This window comes from Aquimarina amphilecti (assembly GCF_900109375.1).
Lineage (GTDB): Bacteria > Bacteroidota > Bacteroidia > Flavobacteriales > Flavobacteriaceae > Aquimarina > Aquimarina amphilecti.
Genome location: NZ_FOAB01000005.1, coordinates 182005 through 198956 on the forward strand (window position 1 = coordinate 182005; position 16952 = coordinate 198956).

A 16952-nucleotide genomic window follows, 5' to 3' on the forward strand; every position below is an offset into this window, starting at 1 on the left:
ATGATTTGTGATATTACTTTTATAAGACTACAAGTGTAGTTAAAAGTTACAAAAAAAACAGCATCCGCTAAAAGCGAATGCTGTAAGAGCACAATTATAAAATCGGAAAAAATTAGAATTGTTTAACTGCAGTGTGGTAGCTTTTAAAGCTTCTCAACCATTTAATTTTAATCTACTTACTATAAGTATTTATAAGCCTGTGTTGTCAAAAACTCTTCAAATCTCTCGTTCGTAACTAAGTTGTGAAATATCTGAACTGCGTTTTGATAATTTTCGCTGTCAAATAGAGTTTTTCCAGCTTGATCTTCTATAGTCTTTAATTCATCTTCAAAAAGAATATGAAACATATTAGAATTAAGTCGTAATCCATTATCTAATTTTACCTCGTTTTTAAGCCATTGCCAGATTTGGGTCCTGCTAATTTCGGCAGTAGCGGCATCTTCCATAAGGTCATATAAAGCTACAGCTCCATTACCCCCTAGCCAAGTTGCGATATAATGAATTCCGACATTGATATTATCTCTGATCCCTTTTTCTGTTATAGTTCCTTGAGGAATTTCTAAAAGATCTTCTTCAGTTACTATAACATCATCTCTTTTTACATCTAATTGATTAGCTTCTTGCATGTGCATATCAAAAACGCGCATTGCTAGTGGTACTAATCCTGGATGTGCAACCCAAGTTCCATCATGACCATTTTTTACTTCACGTTCTTTATCTGCTTTTACTTTAGCAAAAGCTAGTTTGTTTCTTTCATCATCACTTTTGATAGGAATTTGAGCTGCCATACCGCCTATAGCTAGTATGTTTCTTTTGTGACATCTTTGTATAACTCTCTTACTATATGCATCCATAAATGGGCTTGTCATAGTTACCTGAGCCCGATCCGGAACCACAAAACCTTTGTGGTTTCTTAGTTTTTTAATATAGCTGAATATATAATCCCATCTTCCGCAATTTAATCCAACAATATGTTCCTTTAACGCATAGATGATTTCATCTAATTGGAAGCTAGCAGTAATCGTTTCTACAAGAACAGTTACTTTTATAGTAGCGTGCTCAAGACCGAGATATTCTTCAGAAAAGTCGATCACATCGTTCCACCAGATTGCTTCTGTAAAATGTTCTAATTTAGGTATGTAATAGTAAGGTGCGGTCCCATTTTCTTTTAATTGCTCGTTGTTATGGAATACATACAGAGCAAAATCAAATAAAGAAGCACTAATCTCATTATTTTCTATGAGAAGATGTTTTTCATTAAGATGTAATCCCCTAGGGCGTACAATTAATGTTGCTACTTCTTCATTTAACTGATAGGTTTTATCTTTCTTAGGGTTATAGAACGAGATAGTTTTATTAACGGCATCCATAAGGTTTTTTTGTCCTTGTAAACAGTTTTCCCATAAGGGAGCATTACTGTCTTCGAAATCTGCCATAAATGTTTTTGCACCTGAATTTAATGCGTTAATGACCATTTTTCTGTCGACAGGACCCGTTATCTCAACTCTTCGATCCTGAAGATCTGAAGGAATTGGAGCCGCTGACCATTCGCTATTGCGAATTTCCTTAGTGTTTTCCGGAAATGCGGGATAAGTTTCTAGATCAAACAGTTGTTGCTGTTGTTCTCTATTTCTTAAAAGTGCTAATCGTCTTCCGTCAAAACGATTATGCAAAGCTTCAAGAAAAGCTAAAGCACCATCCGTTAGAATCTCTGGATGATAATTTTTCACCTCTTTAGTAAAGCTAATTTTCTGACTTAGGTTTGTTTGAGTTTCCATAACTATATCGTTTGAGTGAACAATATTAAAAAAAAGTTTTTTATAAAACAAGCGAACGTTCGCTAAATGTGAATATTTTGTTTTTGAAAATATTCGCAAAAATTCCTACTTTTGGCTTTATGGCAATAGCAGAAGAATATATTAGATTAATTTTTGGTCTGAAAATCAAGCAGATACGAACAGATAAAGATTTATCGCTTTTTGGTTTATCCAAATTAAGTGGATTGTCAAAATCTTATTTGAATGAGATAGAAAAAGGAAAAAAATATCCAAAAACGGATAAAATAATTAAGCTAGCGGAGACCTTAGAGGTACCTTACGATAGCCTAGTGTCCTTAAAATTAGATAAAAACCTTGCTCCTATTGGAGAGATTTTACAGTCAGGAATTCTTGATGAAATTCCGTTAGAGTTATTCGGAATTCAGCAAAGTGATCTTATAGATATTATTGCCAATGCTCCTTCTAAAGTAAATGCTTTTATAAGTACTATCATTGAAATTGCTCAACATTATAATATGAGTAGAGAAGGTTTTTATTTAGCTTCTTTGCGATCTTATCAGGAAGCGCATAATAACTTTTTCAAAGACTTAGAAGATACTGCAATACGATTTGCTAATTCCTATCAATTAGAGTTGTCTGGCGAAATAAAGGCGGCAGAATTAGAAGAGATCTTAATTGAAGAATACGGATATACTATAAATACATCAGGAATACCTCACCACGAAGAGTTGGATAATCTGAGATCAGTATTTGTTCCTTCTACAAAAACATTGTTGTTGTCGGATAGAGTGGATGAGCCTCAGAAAACATTTATTTATGCCAAGGAATTAGGGTATCAATATATGGAGATCAAAGAACGACCTTATACTTTTTCTTGGATACGTTATGATAATTTTGAAGAGGTATTGCATAATTTTTATGCTTCCTATTTTGCAGGGGCTTTAATTATACCAAGAAATCATTTAAAGGGGCATCTAAAAGATCTTTTTGGAGCAAAACGTTTCTCAGAAAAAGCCTTTCATAAAATAATGAAGTTATATAATGCTTCGCCAGAATCTTTTTACCAACGTCTGACTAATATTTTACCGAAGGATTTTGGAATGCAGAATGTTTTCTTTTTAAGGTTTACGCATAAAAAAGGAATGGAGCGGTTTAATTTAGTTAAGGAATTACATATTACTCATCAACAGCAGCCTCATGCAAATGAGATCAATGAACATTATTGCAGAAGATGGATGGCTATCAAAACATTACAGCATAGTGCAAATGAGGATTTATCTTATTCCTTTGATATTCAGATTTCTGATTATGCAGATACTGATCAACAATACCTAGTGTTTACTTCAGCTACTAAAGATCCATTCAGAAAAGATTATTATAGGAGTATAGGTATTGGGTTTTTAATATCTTCATCTTTAGAGAAAAAGATTAGTTTTGTTAATGATGCTAAAATACCAAAGGTAAAAGTCGGAGTTACCTGTGAATCTTGTTCTATTATGGATTGTGAAGTTAGAAAAGCACCGCCAAAACGATTGTTAGCAAAAGAAAAATTTAAACGGACCTCTCGATTGGTAGCAGATATTGTAAAAGAATATTCTTGATTATAAGGATGGTTTAGGGGTTAATTAAATACGTTCCCTAATTTATTTAAATATTGAGACGTAGTTTCTTTTAAGTATACGCCCATAGCGATAGCTGTTTTGTCTAGTAGATTCATTTTGAAAAATGAATAATCAAAGTGATGTAGTTGTCCACTTGTTAAGGAAGTACGTTTTTGTACTAAAATTTCGCATTCAGAACTGGAGATATTGTTGATGCCCCCTACATCAATATATATACGCAGTCGATCTTCTGTATTGGTCAAAGCTTCTTCTAAAATGGATAAGCTGTTTGCTGCATCTGCAAGAATTTTTCGTTGTGTATTGATATGATCAATTGCTATTTCTTTATCAGACTGTACTTGTTTATCTGTCTTTTGGATGGAGTAATAATCAGTATCAATATCACGATTAAACTGTTTGATAGTTTGTAAATGAATATGCCCTAAGTCTCGCATAGGTGCTATAATAGCTGTGAATTTAGATTGAAGTACTGTGTAATACGATCGTTCGTTGGCTAATGAACCTTGATCATGTTTGTCGTTAGAAATTAAGAAAAAATCTAATACTCCTTTTTCGACTTCGTAATCTACAGCCCTGGTGCGAGTTAATAATTGAGAAAATGGTTCTGCCTTTGAATTAAATTGTTTAATTAGTGCTAGTATCTCATCCAGAGATTCTTTTCCTATCTCTTGAAAACGATCATTGTCAAAGTTTATAGGTTCAGATTTCTGATTGTTAGATTTGGTCTGCTTTCCATCTTCTTCAAATAAGTCATCATATAGACTAGGCATGCTACTATCGAAAATTAAAGTTTATTAAAATTATCTTCTTTAAATTCAAAGATACTGTTTTTAGGAAAGGGGACAATAGTGAAAAATTAGTTATAAGCTTTGTTCATCTCTTAGGATTAATACTAGTTTTAAATAAAGAAACTACTATCCTTATTTTTTTTAATAATCAGATTTTATGTCTTCATTAAAATGATCAAATATTTTCCAATATTTTGATTTAATTTTAAAATAAGAATAATGATCTTGATGTATTGTGCTGAGTTATGTGTTTAATTTTTTGTAGATAAAAAAAGAAAAAAATAATAAGCCTATAAGAAAGGCAATTGGAAAGTAGTTAATAGGTAAGTTTGGAAAATTTATAGGCTGAAGATCGCCTGTTATGATGAGAGTAGCCCAATAATATGGTGATTTTTCTGATCCTTGATGTGTTTTAATGAAATCAAGTTTTGCCTTGCGTAGAGCAGTTGATTTATCGTTACCCGCTTTTAAATAATTATAAAAATTTAAGACAATTTCATTACTTGATTTCTCATTAGTATTCCATAAAGAAGATAATACGCTTTTGGATCCAGAATAGAAGAAGCCTTTTGTTAGGCTGGATACTCCTTCACCTGGTAGAATTTCTCCAATACCTGTTTTGCATGCATCAAGAATTACTAGATCAGCTTGATTAGGTATAAAATACAATTCATTAAGGGTTAATTTAGAATCACTAAAGGCAATCCAGGGTGTTTGGGCATTCATAGAATTAGCATGCGATGATACATGAAGGATTTGGTAATTTTCACTATTATTAATAAAGTTACTTTTTGTTGCATCATCATATAAGAATGTATCAACACCTATTTCTTCTTGTATTTTTTTAAATTTTGAAGAGCTCAGATAAAGACTTGGCAAACCTAGGTATTTAAAATGAACTGGTGCAATTCCCATAATATGTTTTGAGGCTTGATTATCTTTTTTCTCGATTTGTTTATCTAATGACATTGAATACAAATAACTGATATCGAAATCATTAATTAAATACGAAAATTCAGTAGATTTCGTGTTTGGCGATTGTAATATTTCAAAAGGGAATGATTGTAGTATCCCATCTGGTATAATAACTATTTTTTCCGAATTTATATGAGTATTTGATTCTGTAAAAGCGAATAATTGATTAGAAATAGAAGTAGATAATTTGTGAAATCTATTTTGATCCTCTTCTGTTTCCCAAGATTTATTTAGTAAAGATCCAATATCTAAAATTTGATTTTGTAATAATTGAGGTTGATCTATTTTATAAAAAAATGATTCTTTAGGAGTAGTCAATAAACCATAAGCTTCTTGATCAGAAAGTATATACTGAATATATGAGGTATTAGTTTGAGCAGCTTTTTTTAAACATTCAGAGTGTTTAGCAATCGTGATATTCCTTTTGTACTTATAATAATTAGGGTATTCTTTTTCTAGAGAATTGATAAAGGCATGATATGCTTTTTTTTGTTTAGCTATCATATGTTTTTTATCAGATTCAGTTATAGAGCTATTTTTACTGGTTTGTTTACGGATTTGGAATATGTTTTTTTTAAGCTCATATTCTAATGAGATCAAACTATCTGGTAGTTTAGCTCTTTTTTTTGCTTCTTCATGAGTTAGATTTTCTAAAAGGGTAAGTGATTTGCTTTTTTCCATGAAATAAAATGCTTTTTCAGGTTGTTTTAGCTGATAAGCAATAGAAGTCGCAAGTATGTATAAATCTAGTCCTTTTTCTCTCCAGAAAAAGCGGGATTGAGATACCGTACTTTCTGAGCGTATAAGATCTACCATATAATCTGCTAATTCTATGGTAGCTAAAGCTTTCGAAAGATGAGATTGATCTCCGGATTTAGTATAGTAAGATAGCCATGCTTTAGCTTTATCTTTTAAATCATTTAGTAATTCTGTTTTGTAAGAAGAACTTGCTAGGAGTTGTCTGTTGGGTAATTGTTTATAGTTATGATTTTTAAAGATGTTAATAGTGTAATCGATTGCTTTTTGATAGTGTAGTAATGCATTTTTGTAATCTTGATAATACAAATAATAATCCCCAAGATTGTCATAGACAGCTGTATATTCAGGAAAGTAACTCAAAGCTTTTTGATAATTTTCAAAAGCGATTTTGTGCTGGCTACTTTTAAAATAATTAACACCTAAGTTATTGTAAATTTTAGCGATGTCGTATTTAGATTTAGTATGCCTTAGACCTATAGTTAGTGCTTTCTCTAAATGAAATATAGCTTTGTGGTGTTTCTTTAGTTTTGTGTATACCTGACCAAAACGATTATGAATAATGATTTGATTTTTGATACCAATTTTAGTGGTAATCATTTTTTTGTTTAGAGAATCTGCTTCTTTTAGATGTTGTAATGCTTTAGTATAGTTTTCATCTCCGCCAATATTAAGATATACACCAGAATATGCTATAGGAATTCTATAGAATTCTTTATCTAAAATGGTGTCTTTTTTAATTTGTATGATTCTTTCTGCTTCACTTATATATTCTAAAGCTTGGTAATAATCCCCTTTTTTGATTGCAATATTTTTTAACCCATTTACATACGCGGCAATAGTAAATTTGTCTTTGTGATCTAGAGTTATTAGCTTTTTTAAAGTTGAAAATGATAGTTTTTCTTTTCCTGACTTCATATAAAAAACTGATAGATTACTATAGGTATTGTTTACCTGTGATGGAAAAGTGTCAATATGTGAGATTTGTATTTCTAAAGCTTTTTTAGCATTGATAATGGCTTTTTTGTAATCTTTTTGGCGATTACAGAATTTACTATAAAGACTATATAGATTACTTAATTCAATAGAATTTATTTGATCGGCTAAAGACGTAATCAGAGACTCTATTTCTATAGTTTTATCAGAGTAATCAATATTAGAATTTTCTAAACTCTTGTAGTGTTCAATAGCGCTCTGTTGGGCGAAAGTATAATAAGGAAATAGTAATAATGAAAATAAGTATAGTAAGAGAAGATTTTTTTTATTCAAAGAAATAATATCCATGATGTTTAATTAAACGGGAATCATTTTAAAAATAACCATCTTTCTATTATAAAAAAAATAATCCGGAGTAATGTTTTATTACTTCGGATTATCTAATCGTGAGTTTTAATTATTTTGGTTATTCAATGATTCGATCATCAAAAAAAACATTAAAATTATTCGTTATTATAGTTGCATTTTCCCATATTTTAAGAGAAATTTCTTCGGGGATATGATACCCTAGATCATAATATTTTGCAGCTATTGCGGTTACAAAAGGTGCGGCATAAGAAGTACCAGCAATTGGATGATTAATTCCATTTACATCTTGGAAATAGATATCCTGTCCTTTTGATAAATAATCTACAGTATATCTTCCGTAATTTGAAAAATTAGATTTCCTAATTATAGGACCTGTTCTAGTTGTGCGTATTTCATAGCTGCCAATAGCTAATAGATTATTAACTGTTATAGAAGATGGATAGTGGAGATTACTATCATTATCCAAGTCACTATTACCAGCAGAGGTGATATGTAGTATGTGATTATTTTCACTTACATATAAATTTAATAAATGACTAGGTGCTCCAGACCAACCAAAACTCATATTGATTAGATGAATATTTTCTTTTTTTACAGTGTAAAGGTACCCACAAAGTATATTAAAAGTAGTTCCTTTACCTAAATGATTGAAAACCTTTACGGGTAAAATACTATAACTTGATACCCCTTCATTTTCTAATTTATTTTTTATTCTACTAATAACAGCTGTCCCATGTCCTAGTTCATCAAAGGGGTCATTGTCATAGTTAACAAAGTCCCATCCTGAAACCTCTGATGTGTTATTTTCAGTACAATTATTAATGTTTATGTTCGAATTATACAAAAAGCGACCTGTATCTGGAAGTATATTCAGATTTATTCCTGTATCCAAAACAGCAATGTTAACACCAGCGTTATTTAATCTAACCATATTGGTAATCAGTGTAGAGTGAGGCTCTGCAATTGATAGATTTGGAGCTATGTTTTCATTAGAGTAGAGGTATTCATAATCAACACCTTCTACATCAGTTTCCTGGGCAATATCTCCTGTTCTTTCTTCGACATCAACACCAGGGGAGAACTCCCATTTTTCAATCCTATCGTTACCGCAATTACAGGTTTCGTATCTTATTATACCATAATTTGATCGCAAAGTATCTCTGGAACTTGGTGATGTATTAGGTCTAAAAGATACAATTAACTCGTTTTTAGAACGAATAGGAGGGTTTACTTGATTATTGTTATTTTGAGATTGATTTTTACTTACTAATTCTGTTATTTCTTGAGTATCTTCAATGCCTTCCTTGGAACATCCTGTCCACAAGCAAGCTAGTAAAAGAAACAGATAAATAGGTTTTAAATTTTTCATGTACTTCTTTTTTTTAATATTTACTGTTACCTTATAGTGCACATTCCTAAAAATTATTACCCATTTTTTGATAAGTATCATTTTTTGGTTTACTATTTATAGAAATGTATTAAAAAGAAATAACAGAAAAAATTTTTTAATATCGAAGCAAAACTATTAGTATAGAGAGTATTTATGATAGATAACAAAGAGAAAATATTGTCTAAAGATTATTTTGTAGAAGCTTTATTAAAAGGAGATGATCTTATTATTTCTGAGATATATCAGCGCTTTTTTCCTAAAATATTGCAGTTTGTTTTGCTTAATAAAGGTACTCATGCTGCTGCAGAGGATATTTTTCAAGAGTCATTATTACACATTGTAATTAGAGTTCAGAAAAAAAGTATAAATATCCAATCGTTTGAGGCCTATTTATTTACAGTAGGTAAAAATATGTGGAGGAGAGAATTAGAAAATCAAAAAAAACGGGTAATAAAAGAAGAAGGATATACACTAATAGATAAGGACACAAATTTCGCGCAATTTTTAATAGAGCACGAACAAATGGAACTGTATAGGGAAAAATTCGCATTATTATCCGATAACTGTAGAGAAATACTTGCATTGTTTTTTAATAAGGTATCCTATGAGAATATTGTTGAAGAGTTATCTTATGCTACTATCAATACAGCTCGTCAGCGAATATTTAAATGCAAAAGTAAATTAGTAAAGTTTATAAAAACGGATAAACGATTTAAATTGTAAAAGGATAATGGAGTTCGAAGAAGAAGATTATAATCAGATAATAAACTACAATTTAGGTAACCTTAGTGAGGCCGAAAATATTGAAATACAGAAGAGAATGGAGGTTGATAAGGTGTTTAGAGAAGAAGTGTTGTTATATCAAAAGTTACCTTATGCTATTACGGAAAAAGGATGGCCAGATTGGGGTCATGAAAATAATGAACAAGAAATTGAAAAAATAAAAACTTTAAAAAGAAGTGAGTTAATTTCGAATATAGAATCCAAAATTAAATCAGGTGGGCGTCAATATTTTGAAAATCAAAATAAACATAGAAAAGTATGGAGAAAGTATGCAGTTGGTTTAGTTGCTGCCTTAATCATTGTTTTTGTGTCAATAAAGATCTTTAATTTTAATTCACTATCGGGAGAATCACTTTATGCAGAATATGTTGATTGGGAAAACAATTTACTTTCGACAACCGAACAGTCGAATGTTGAGAATCGTGAATTACAAGGAGAACAATTGTTTAAAAAAGAAGAGTACAAGAAAGCTAAGATTATTTTTATTGATATAATAGAAAAAGGTAAGAGGCAGGATAGCCATACTTTAATGTATTTGGGAGCATCTTATCTAGAATTAGAAGAATATAATGATGCATTACAGATTTTCGATCAATTGTTACAACAAAAAAGCCTAAATAGTAATAGAGCCTATTGGTATAAATCTATGGTTTATCTAAAGCAAGGAGATATATCTAAAGCAAAAGAAGAGTTGTTGTCTTTGATAAAGAATAAAGAAAATTTCAATTATTCAAAAGCAAGAGAATTATTGAAACAATTAGATTAATACTTTTCGTAACCTGTAGTTTTAAGGTCTAGAATTTTAGAATCTGTTACTACGATTTAATCATGCGAAAAAATTACTATTTCCAGACCTTCAAAAGAATAGCGCTATAAAGTTTCCTTTCTGAAGGGTTATTTCGTCTAAAAAGCAATAAAACCTTTAAAGGCATTTGCTCTAAATTTCAAGATTATAATTATACAATTTCAAAACACTTTACTAAAGAATGAACCTCATTCTTGACCTAAAAAAAGAGAAAATATCAATAAACTATAACGGAATAAAAAAATTAATTCACTTTTTCCTCTTTATTTGGGTAATGAAAAATTGATTTCCACACTTAATAGTAGATCGATCTAAATTAGAGCTTGAATAATATGCTGAATTCAAAAAAATAAAATTCAGTGATTATCCAGTACTAAACCAGTACTAAAGTACATTAGGTGTAACCCGAAAAACCTTTAAAAGAGTAGGGATACTATTAAAATCACAAATCATGGAAAAAAACCTTAGAAGATTAATAATCTTCAGTTTATTGTTAGTTTTTAGTTTTGGATGTGAAACAGATGACTCTGTAGTAACAACAAATTTAGAAGCTAGTGAAAGAATAGAAACTGTAAAACAGAATGAAGAAATAGTAGATATTTCTCATAGATATCATTATCAGGGAAAGGAGTTTAATGTGACTTATACTCTGAATGAAAAAGAAAGAAATGTTATTAAAACATCTGGCGATGTTGATATTGCAAAAGCCGTTTTCGGTAAAGAGGACAGCCCAAAAGCACTACTTTTTGAAAATCCAGTAATGGATAGCAAAGAGATCGCCATAAAGGTCTTCGATACAGATGAGGAGATGAATCGATATTTAGAAAGTAAAGGTCAATTACCTGATAGAAATTTCAAAAATCAAAACACTAAGGGGGCCTGTTCTAGTTTTAATTATTTAGGTTATGGAAGCTTTTATTTTTATAAGCATGCATATTATGATACTGAAATGATGGGTATGAGAAGAACTATGACCAGAGCCACTGGTAATCATTGGGTGGGTTCTAGCTATAATGATAATTTATCTTCTATAAAAATGGGGATACCCATTAATACGAAAGGATATCTAACACTTAGAGAGCATATCTGTTACGGAGGTAAGTCTCTTAATTTTTATATAGACGATTATACAACATCTATTTTTGGAGTGCCAAATTTGCAATGGTATACACTTTCTGGATGGTGGTGGTGGAGAACATCCTGGAATGATCAGGTTTCTTCCTATGGAGCTTGGTGTTGGTTTTAATGTAGTCCATATAAACTAATAAATAATTTTTTGAGAATCAGCCATAATAATAACTATGTGGTGATTTTCTCATGCTAAAGACAGAATATCTCTGACTTTAGAAAACAATAACAAATAAACAGATGAAAAATAAAATAAATTATATTATAACTACACTCTTAATACTTTCTGTAGTATTTGCCTGTGTAAAAGAAGATGAAATAATTAATGAACAAAAAGAATCAGAAATAAGACTTAAGCATTCAGGTGTTCAGGCTGCTACAGCTCCCTGGGCCTTAGCAATGGATTGGCGATTTAGCTTTGGATCTTGCGCTACCGGACCTGGAGTATGTTTTACAGATGGAGATGGAGATATTGTTATTAGCTGGGGGACTCTAAATAATTCAGGATCAGGTACAGGTTTTGTGAGTGAATTAAACCAAGCTTTTAAGCTTTTATTAAATGATAATGATGACCCAGATAATGGGGTGATCGCATTTCGTATAGAAGGAGATCGATTGCACATGGTGTTTTCAAGAAGTTTAGAGGAACGTGATTTTAATCTTACCGAAGATGTTGTATTAAGAAGTAATGTGAGCAGAAATCTAGGAATGCAGGAGATTATTATCCCAGCAGGAGTATATGAGGTAGATAGAAGTAATTTTGAGCACGGAGAAGTAAAAGTTCCTTTTGAAGGGAAAGAAATTGTTTTAGATTACCATGAGGATTATGGAAGAATACTTGCCAAAGATTATGCGGTTGGAAGAAAATCATCTTTAGAAGCTTTTTTAAAAGATTTAAATATCACCGAAAATGATTTAGAAAGATATCAAATTATCGAAGCTAAATTTACAGGGACAGCCTATGCAGAACACCTTATTGATGGTAAAACTATTCAGGTTTGGCATAAATATGAAAATGAATCAATATTTATGTTTGAAGGAGTTCTTAATGATGGAAGGCCAGTAAATTCTCAGAGAATTAGCTGGTGCGGAAATGAGTTTGGAGGGTGGAATACTTTTGACTTTTTTTGGGATTTTATTGATAATGGTTGTTCGTGGTGCTAATAATATAGTAAAAAATCAAAATAATAATTTATTGAAGTTTTATTTTTTCATAAGTAATAGAAGTAAAAATCTAATGAGAAAAGAAACAACGTACTAAATAAAACTTAAAAAATGAAAAAATTAATTTATGGAATAGTATTCCTTGCCATAGTAGGAATTGTATTTATCTCTTGTGATAAAGAAGAAGTGACTGAAGTGGATTCGATATCTAATAATGAGTTTGTTAGTATAGGAGATGATAATTCTGAAATTGGAAAAAACTACAATTTTAGTAGGGATTTAACAGTAAAAGATATGAGAGGGAATGAAGTAGATCTTGTTATTTTTACAAATACACAAGAAAATGCCAAAAGCCTGAATAATGAAAGTTTTGAAATTATATTAAATAACGCTGAAGAAGTTGAAAAAAATATAATTTCAAATCCGATTCAAGCGAAAGTTTTAGAGGAGAACCCTGATAACTCTATTGAAAACTCGGTTTTGATATATATAAAAGACAAAAGATTCATTGATAATGTTAGTTCATTTGCTATTTATCCTTCAGCTTTTGAAAATGAGGAAAAAGCAAGCTCTGGAAATTTTAAAAATTATGCTTACGCAGCTGCAGGCGTAATTGGTGCAACCGTTACTTACACATCAGAGACGCAGTCAAAAGAATATTTGGAGCTTGATATAAAAAAGAAAAACGGAACTTATGGAATTTGGTCAAGGTTATTAGGTACTAAATTATATAATGTCGGTAATTCTGCAACGTACTGTGGATCCACCGTTTATCATACAATGATGATAAAAGTTAATTTTCATAAAATTAAAACTGGAAAATGTTGCTACGGCTATAGCTACTCATTTAAAACATCATGCTAATTAATTAAAACCTTTTAATAAATAATAAACCCTTGTTTCAAAATCTTGAAACAAGGGTTTATATTCACGTCAACAAATTAATTTACAAACTTGCTGAATAATTATTTTATAGTTGGTGTTTTCCATAAACATGCTAAATGAATAGCTTGCGGTGGCTCACCGTTACATCATTCCAGGCATTCCTCCACCCATTGGTGGCATTCCGCCTCCAGCAGGAGCATCTTCTTTAATGTCTATTAATGCGCACTCCGTAGTAAGAATCATTCCTGATACAGAAGCTGCATTTTCTAGAGCGATACGAGTTACTTTTTTAGGATCGATAATACCAGCTTTTAGCATATCTACATATGCTTCAGATTTAGCATCATATCCAAAATCGTCTTTACCTTCTAAAACTTTAGAGATAACTACAGATCCTTCTCCACCTGCATTTTCTACAATAGTTCTTAATGGAGCTTCTATAGCGCGGTTTACAATTTGTATACCTGTAGCTTCATCGGCATTTTCAGTTTTTACTTTTTCTAGAACAGATTTAGCTCTAACTAAGGCAACACCTCCACCAGCAACAATACCTTCTTCTACTGCAGCACGAGTAGCGTGAAGTGCATCATCAACGCGGTCTTTCTTTTCTTTCATTTCTACTTCAGAAGCAGCACCTACATATAATACAGCAACACCACCAGCTAATTTAGCTAAACGCTCTTGTAGTTTTTCTCTATCGTAATCAGAGGTTGTCGTTTCAATCTGTGATTTGATCTGATTTACTCTGTTTTTGATTAAATCTTCTCCACCAGCACCATTAACTACAGTAGTATTATCTTTATCGATAGCAACTTTTTCTGCAGTACCTAAATGTTCGATAGTAGTATTTTCTAAAGTAAATCCTCTTTCTTCAGAAATTACAGTACCTCCCGTTAGAATAGCAATGTCTTCTAACATAGCTTTACGTCTGTCTCCAAAACCAGGAGCTTTTACAGCAGCAATTTTTAATGCACCACGAAGTTTGTTCACAACTAATGTTGCTAACGCTTCTCCATCTACATCTTCAGCAATAATTAAAAGAGGTTTTCCTGTTTGAGCAACTGGTTCAAGAACAGGTAATAAATCTTTCATTGCAGATATTTTTTTATCAAATAAAAGAATGTAAGGATTTTCTAAATCTGCAGTCATTTTTTCGCTATTTGTAACGAAATATGGAGAAAGGTATCCTCTGTCAAACTGCATTCCTTCTACTACATCTACATGAGTGTCAGTTCCCTTAGCTTCTTCTACAGTAATAACTCCTTCTTTTCCTACTTTTCCAAAAGCTTTAGCAATAAGATCACCAATTGTTTCATCATTATTGGCAGAAATTGCAGCAACTTGTTTGATTTTGTCAGAAGAACTTCCTACTTCTTTAGTTTGCTTTTCTAGATCTTTAGTAATTGCAAGAACTGCTTTGTCAATACCGCGCTTAAGATCCATTGGGTTAGCCCCAGCTGCTACATTTTTAAGACCTTCTTTTACGATAGCTTGCGCTAAAACAGTAGCGGTAGTTGTACCGTCTCCTGCAAGATCATTGGTTTTAGAAGCTACTTCTTTTACCATCTGCGCTCCCATATTTTCTAGAGCGTCTTCTAATTCTACTTCTTTAGCAACAGAAACTCCATCTTTAGTTACTTGAGGTGCTCCAAAAGATTTGCTAATGATTACATTTCGACCTTTAGGTCCTAGTGTTACTTTTACTGCATTTGCTAATGCATCCACACCACGTTTGATTCCGTCACGTGCTTCTATATCAAATTTTATGTCTTTAGCCATAATATTTTAATTTTTTTAATCTTGAATTCCTGACTTACTTCAGGAGTATCAAAAATTTAGATTTGTGTTTTGATTGAGTGTTAAACGATTGCAAGGATATCATCCTCACGCATTATTAAATAATCGTTACCGTCTAATTTTAATTCAGTACCAGAATATTTTCCATAAAGTACAGTGTCACCAACTTTTACAGTCATCTCGTGATCTTTTTTACCGCCACCTACAGCAGCTACTTTACCTTTTTGTTGCTTTTCTTGTGCTGAATCAGGGATGTATAATCCTGATGCCGTTTGCGTTTCCGCTGGAAGTGGCTCAATAACCACACGATCCGAAAGAGGTTTAATATTTACTCCCATTATTATTGGTTTTATATTTTTAAATTAAAATGAATTATTTGATGCTATGCATTTCAGAAATTATGCCAGTGACTTGATACTGACAAATTGAAACAAAAAATGCCGACTGTATGACAAGTCGGCATTGTATCTTAGTTTCATAAACTAATTTATTCTTCAGGTGTGTCATCTGTTGCAGGAGCAGCAGGTGCATCCTGAATCAATTCTACATCATTGGTGTCAACTGTTGGGTCTAGGCTTGTTCCGCCATCCATTAAGTCTACATTAGATAAAAGGATAAGCACTAATAATAGCGTTGCTAGTGCCCAGGTACTTTTATCTAAGAAATCTGTGGTTTTTTTTACACCGCCTAATTGTTGTGTTCCACCTCCACCAAAAGAAGATGATAAACCTCCTCCTTTAGGATTCTGAACCATAATTACTACAACTAGTAAAAATGATACAACTACGATTAGTATTAAAAAGATTGAAAACGTTGTCATTATATATTGTTATTTATTTTCTTGTATTTTTTTTATCGCTCGAATTTGGTCTGCAAAGAAACCACTTTTTTCGGGATTTTTCAAAATTAATATTTTATATGCCTGAATTGCTTTTTTGTATTTTTTTTGAGCTAAATAAACTCTAGCTAAAGTCTCCGTCATTAGCTCATCAGGAGTTACCGTGTGTTCATTAGCTAAGTTACGAGATGGAGCGTTTTTTTCAGCAGGTTTGATCTTTGGGTTGTTAGCAATAAAATCATCGATAAGGTTAAATTTGTGTTCTTGATCAGAAGATTTTTCGAGTTCACCATCGTTCTCTTTATTTTGAGTTTGATTTTTTTCTTCTGCTTCTCTGTTAATGGGTTGTATGGATGAAAGTTTTAACCATTCTGCAAAAGAATGAGCTTCTCTTTTGTTAAAATCAAAAGGCTTGTCTATTTCTAATTCGTTTTGAATTGTAATCTCTTCGGTTGAATTATTCTTCTCGGATTGCTCTATGATTGCTTCTGCAATCGTAATATTATTAGAGGTGTCTTCATCTTTAGATGAAAATAAAGAAGGATCTAGTACTTCTTCTGCTTCCTCCATGTTCATAGACACGGCATCGTCTATAGAAATCCTTTCAAGTACCTTAATTTCTTGAGGGTCTACAACATCGATATCACTATTAGTTTTCTTTTCCGTATTTAATGTTTCGATATTACTATTAAAAAGTTCAGAAGTAATAAAATCAAATAAAATAGCTCTGTCAGTTGTATATGCAGCTGTAGTTTTTAATTCTTGATTGTATCTGAAATTCTCATCTTCTTTTAACCCTTTTAAGAGTAAAGATCTTACTGACTGAAAGTAGGGAAACTCTTGAACGATTTTCTCTAAATTTTCTGTTTGTTCCTTGTTTATCGTTGAAGGATTTTGGAATAGATATGTAAGTTCTTTAATATTCAAAAAATGTAATT

General features: G+C 31.5%; 14 protein-coding genes. 6 read left to right on the plus strand and 8 right to left on the minus strand.

The features are described from left to right. Positions 1-179 precede the first annotated feature (179 nt). Positions 180-1778: a malate synthase A gene (gene aceB / locus BMY33_RS14335; RefSeq protein WP_091409807.1), complete on the minus strand. Its 1599-nt coding sequence runs from the start codon at positions 1776-1778 to the stop codon at positions 180-182. Between the two features lie 119 nt (positions 1779-1897). Between aceB and BMY33_RS14340 the strand changes: the two genes are divergently transcribed. Beyond that, positions 1898-3379 (plus strand): helix-turn-helix domain-containing protein, encoded by a 1482-nt coding sequence (locus tag BMY33_RS14340; RefSeq protein WP_244543038.1) that lies wholly within the window; start codon positions 1898-1900, stop codon positions 3377-3379. Between the two features lie 20 nt (positions 3380-3399). On the opposite strand, the gene BMY33_RS14345 is transcribed toward BMY33_RS14340, so the two are convergent. The 3 genes from BMY33_RS14345 to BMY33_RS14355 all read right to left on the minus strand — a co-directional run bounded on the left by BMY33_RS14345 (position 3400) and on the right by BMY33_RS14355 (position 8593). Continuing rightward, complete coding sequence (locus BMY33_RS14345; RefSeq protein WP_091409809.1) at positions 3400-4170, minus strand: hypothetical protein; 771 nt, start codon at positions 4168-4170, stop codon at positions 3400-3402. Between the two features lie 261 nt (positions 4171-4431). Next, complete coding sequence (locus tag BMY33_RS14350) at positions 4432-7203, minus strand: CHAT domain-containing protein (RefSeq protein WP_091409811.1); 2772 nt, start codon at positions 7201-7203, stop codon at positions 4432-4434. 118 nt (positions 7204-7321) lie between these two features. Then, positions 7322-8593: a S8 family serine peptidase gene (locus BMY33_RS14355; RefSeq protein ID WP_170837083.1), complete on the minus strand. Its 1272-nt coding sequence runs from the start codon at positions 8591-8593 to the stop codon at positions 7322-7324. 174 nt (positions 8594-8767) lie between these two features. Between BMY33_RS14355 and BMY33_RS14360 the strand changes: the two genes are divergently transcribed. The 5 genes from BMY33_RS14360 (at position 8768) to BMY33_RS14380 (ending at position 13358) form a co-directional block, all read left to right on the plus strand. Continuing rightward, a complete protein-coding gene (locus tag BMY33_RS14360; protein ID WP_244543028.1) occupies positions 8768-9337 on the plus strand; it encodes an RNA polymerase sigma factor in 570 nt (189 codons plus the stop codon). A gap of 7 nt (positions 9338-9344) precedes the next feature. Continuing rightward, positions 9345-10163, plus strand: a complete 819-nt coding sequence (locus BMY33_RS14365; RefSeq protein WP_091409817.1) for a tetratricopeptide repeat protein — start codon at positions 9345-9347, stop codon at positions 10161-10163. 490 nt (positions 10164-10653) lie between these two features. Beyond that, positions 10654-11448: a hypothetical protein gene (locus tag BMY33_RS14370; protein WP_091409820.1), complete on the plus strand. Its 795-nt coding sequence runs from the start codon at positions 10654-10656 to the stop codon at positions 11446-11448. 122 nt (positions 11449-11570) lie between these two features. After that, positions 11571-12494: a hypothetical protein gene (locus tag BMY33_RS14375; RefSeq protein ID WP_091409822.1), complete on the plus strand. Its 924-nt coding sequence runs from the start codon at positions 11571-11573 to the stop codon at positions 12492-12494. Positions 12495-12605: 111 nt separating this feature from the next. Further along, a complete protein-coding gene (locus BMY33_RS14380) occupies positions 12606-13358 on the plus strand; it encodes a hypothetical protein (protein WP_091409825.1) in 753 nt (250 codons plus the stop codon). Between the two features lie 162 nt (positions 13359-13520). On the opposite strand, the gene groL is transcribed toward BMY33_RS14380, so the two are convergent. The 4 genes from groL to BMY33_RS14400 form a co-directional block, all read right to left on the minus strand. Next, positions 13521-15158: a chaperonin GroEL gene (gene groL / locus BMY33_RS14385; RefSeq protein ID WP_091409828.1), complete on the minus strand. Its 1638-nt coding sequence runs from the start codon at positions 15156-15158 to the stop codon at positions 13521-13523. A gap of 80 nt (positions 15159-15238) precedes the next feature. Then, on the minus strand, positions 15239-15514 hold the full coding sequence (locus tag BMY33_RS14390; RefSeq protein WP_091409830.1) for a co-chaperone GroES: 276 nt from the start codon (positions 15512-15514) through the stop codon (positions 15239-15241). Between the two features lie 149 nt (positions 15515-15663). Further along, on the minus strand, positions 15664-15996 hold the full coding sequence (gene secG / locus BMY33_RS14395; protein ID WP_091409833.1) for a preprotein translocase subunit SecG: 333 nt from the start codon (positions 15994-15996) through the stop codon (positions 15664-15666). Between the two features lie 9 nt (positions 15997-16005). Then, on the minus strand, positions 16006-16941 hold the full coding sequence (locus BMY33_RS14400) for a hypothetical protein (protein ID WP_091409836.1): 936 nt from the start codon (positions 16939-16941) through the stop codon (positions 16006-16008). Positions 16942-16952 lie beyond the last annotated feature (11 nt).

Coding starts and splice junctions, on each gene's coding strand:
- aceB (WP_091409807.1), bottom strand. CDS start 1,778: ATGGAAACTCAAACAAACCTAAGTCAGAAAATTAGCTTTACTAAAGAG.
- BMY33_RS14340 (WP_244543038.1), top strand. CDS start 1,898: ATGGCAATAGCAGAAGAATATATTAGATTAATTTTTGGTCTGAAAATC.
- BMY33_RS14345 (WP_091409809.1), bottom strand. CDS start 4,170: ATGCCTAGTCTATATGATGACTTATTTGAAGAAGATGGAAAGCAGACC.
- BMY33_RS14350 (WP_091409811.1), bottom strand. CDS start 7,203: ATGGATATTATTTCTTTGAATAAAAAAAATCTTCTCTTACTATACTTA.
- BMY33_RS14355 (WP_170837083.1), bottom strand. CDS start 8,593: ATGAAAAATTTAAAACCTATTTATCTGTTTCTTTTACTAGCTTGCTTG.
- BMY33_RS14360 (WP_244543028.1), top strand. CDS start 8,768: ATGATAGATAACAAAGAGAAAATATTGTCTAAAGATTATTTTGTAGAA.
- BMY33_RS14365 (WP_091409817.1), top strand. CDS start 9,345: ATGGAGTTCGAAGAAGAAGATTATAATCAGATAATAAACTACAATTTA.
- BMY33_RS14370 (WP_091409820.1), top strand. CDS start 10,654: ATGGAAAAAAACCTTAGAAGATTAATAATCTTCAGTTTATTGTTAGTT.
- BMY33_RS14375 (WP_091409822.1), top strand. CDS start 11,571: ATGAAAAATAAAATAAATTATATTATAACTACACTCTTAATACTTTCT.
- BMY33_RS14380 (WP_091409825.1), top strand. CDS start 12,606: ATGAAAAAATTAATTTATGGAATAGTATTCCTTGCCATAGTAGGAATT.
- groL (WP_091409828.1), bottom strand. CDS start 15,158: ATGGCTAAAGACATAAAATTTGATATAGAAGCACGTGACGGAATCAAA.
- BMY33_RS14390 (WP_091409830.1), bottom strand. CDS start 15,514: ATGGGAGTAAATATTAAACCTCTTTCGGATCGTGTGGTTATTGAGCCA.
- secG (WP_091409833.1), bottom strand. CDS start 15,996: ATGACAACGTTTTCAATCTTTTTAATACTAATCGTAGTTGTATCATTT.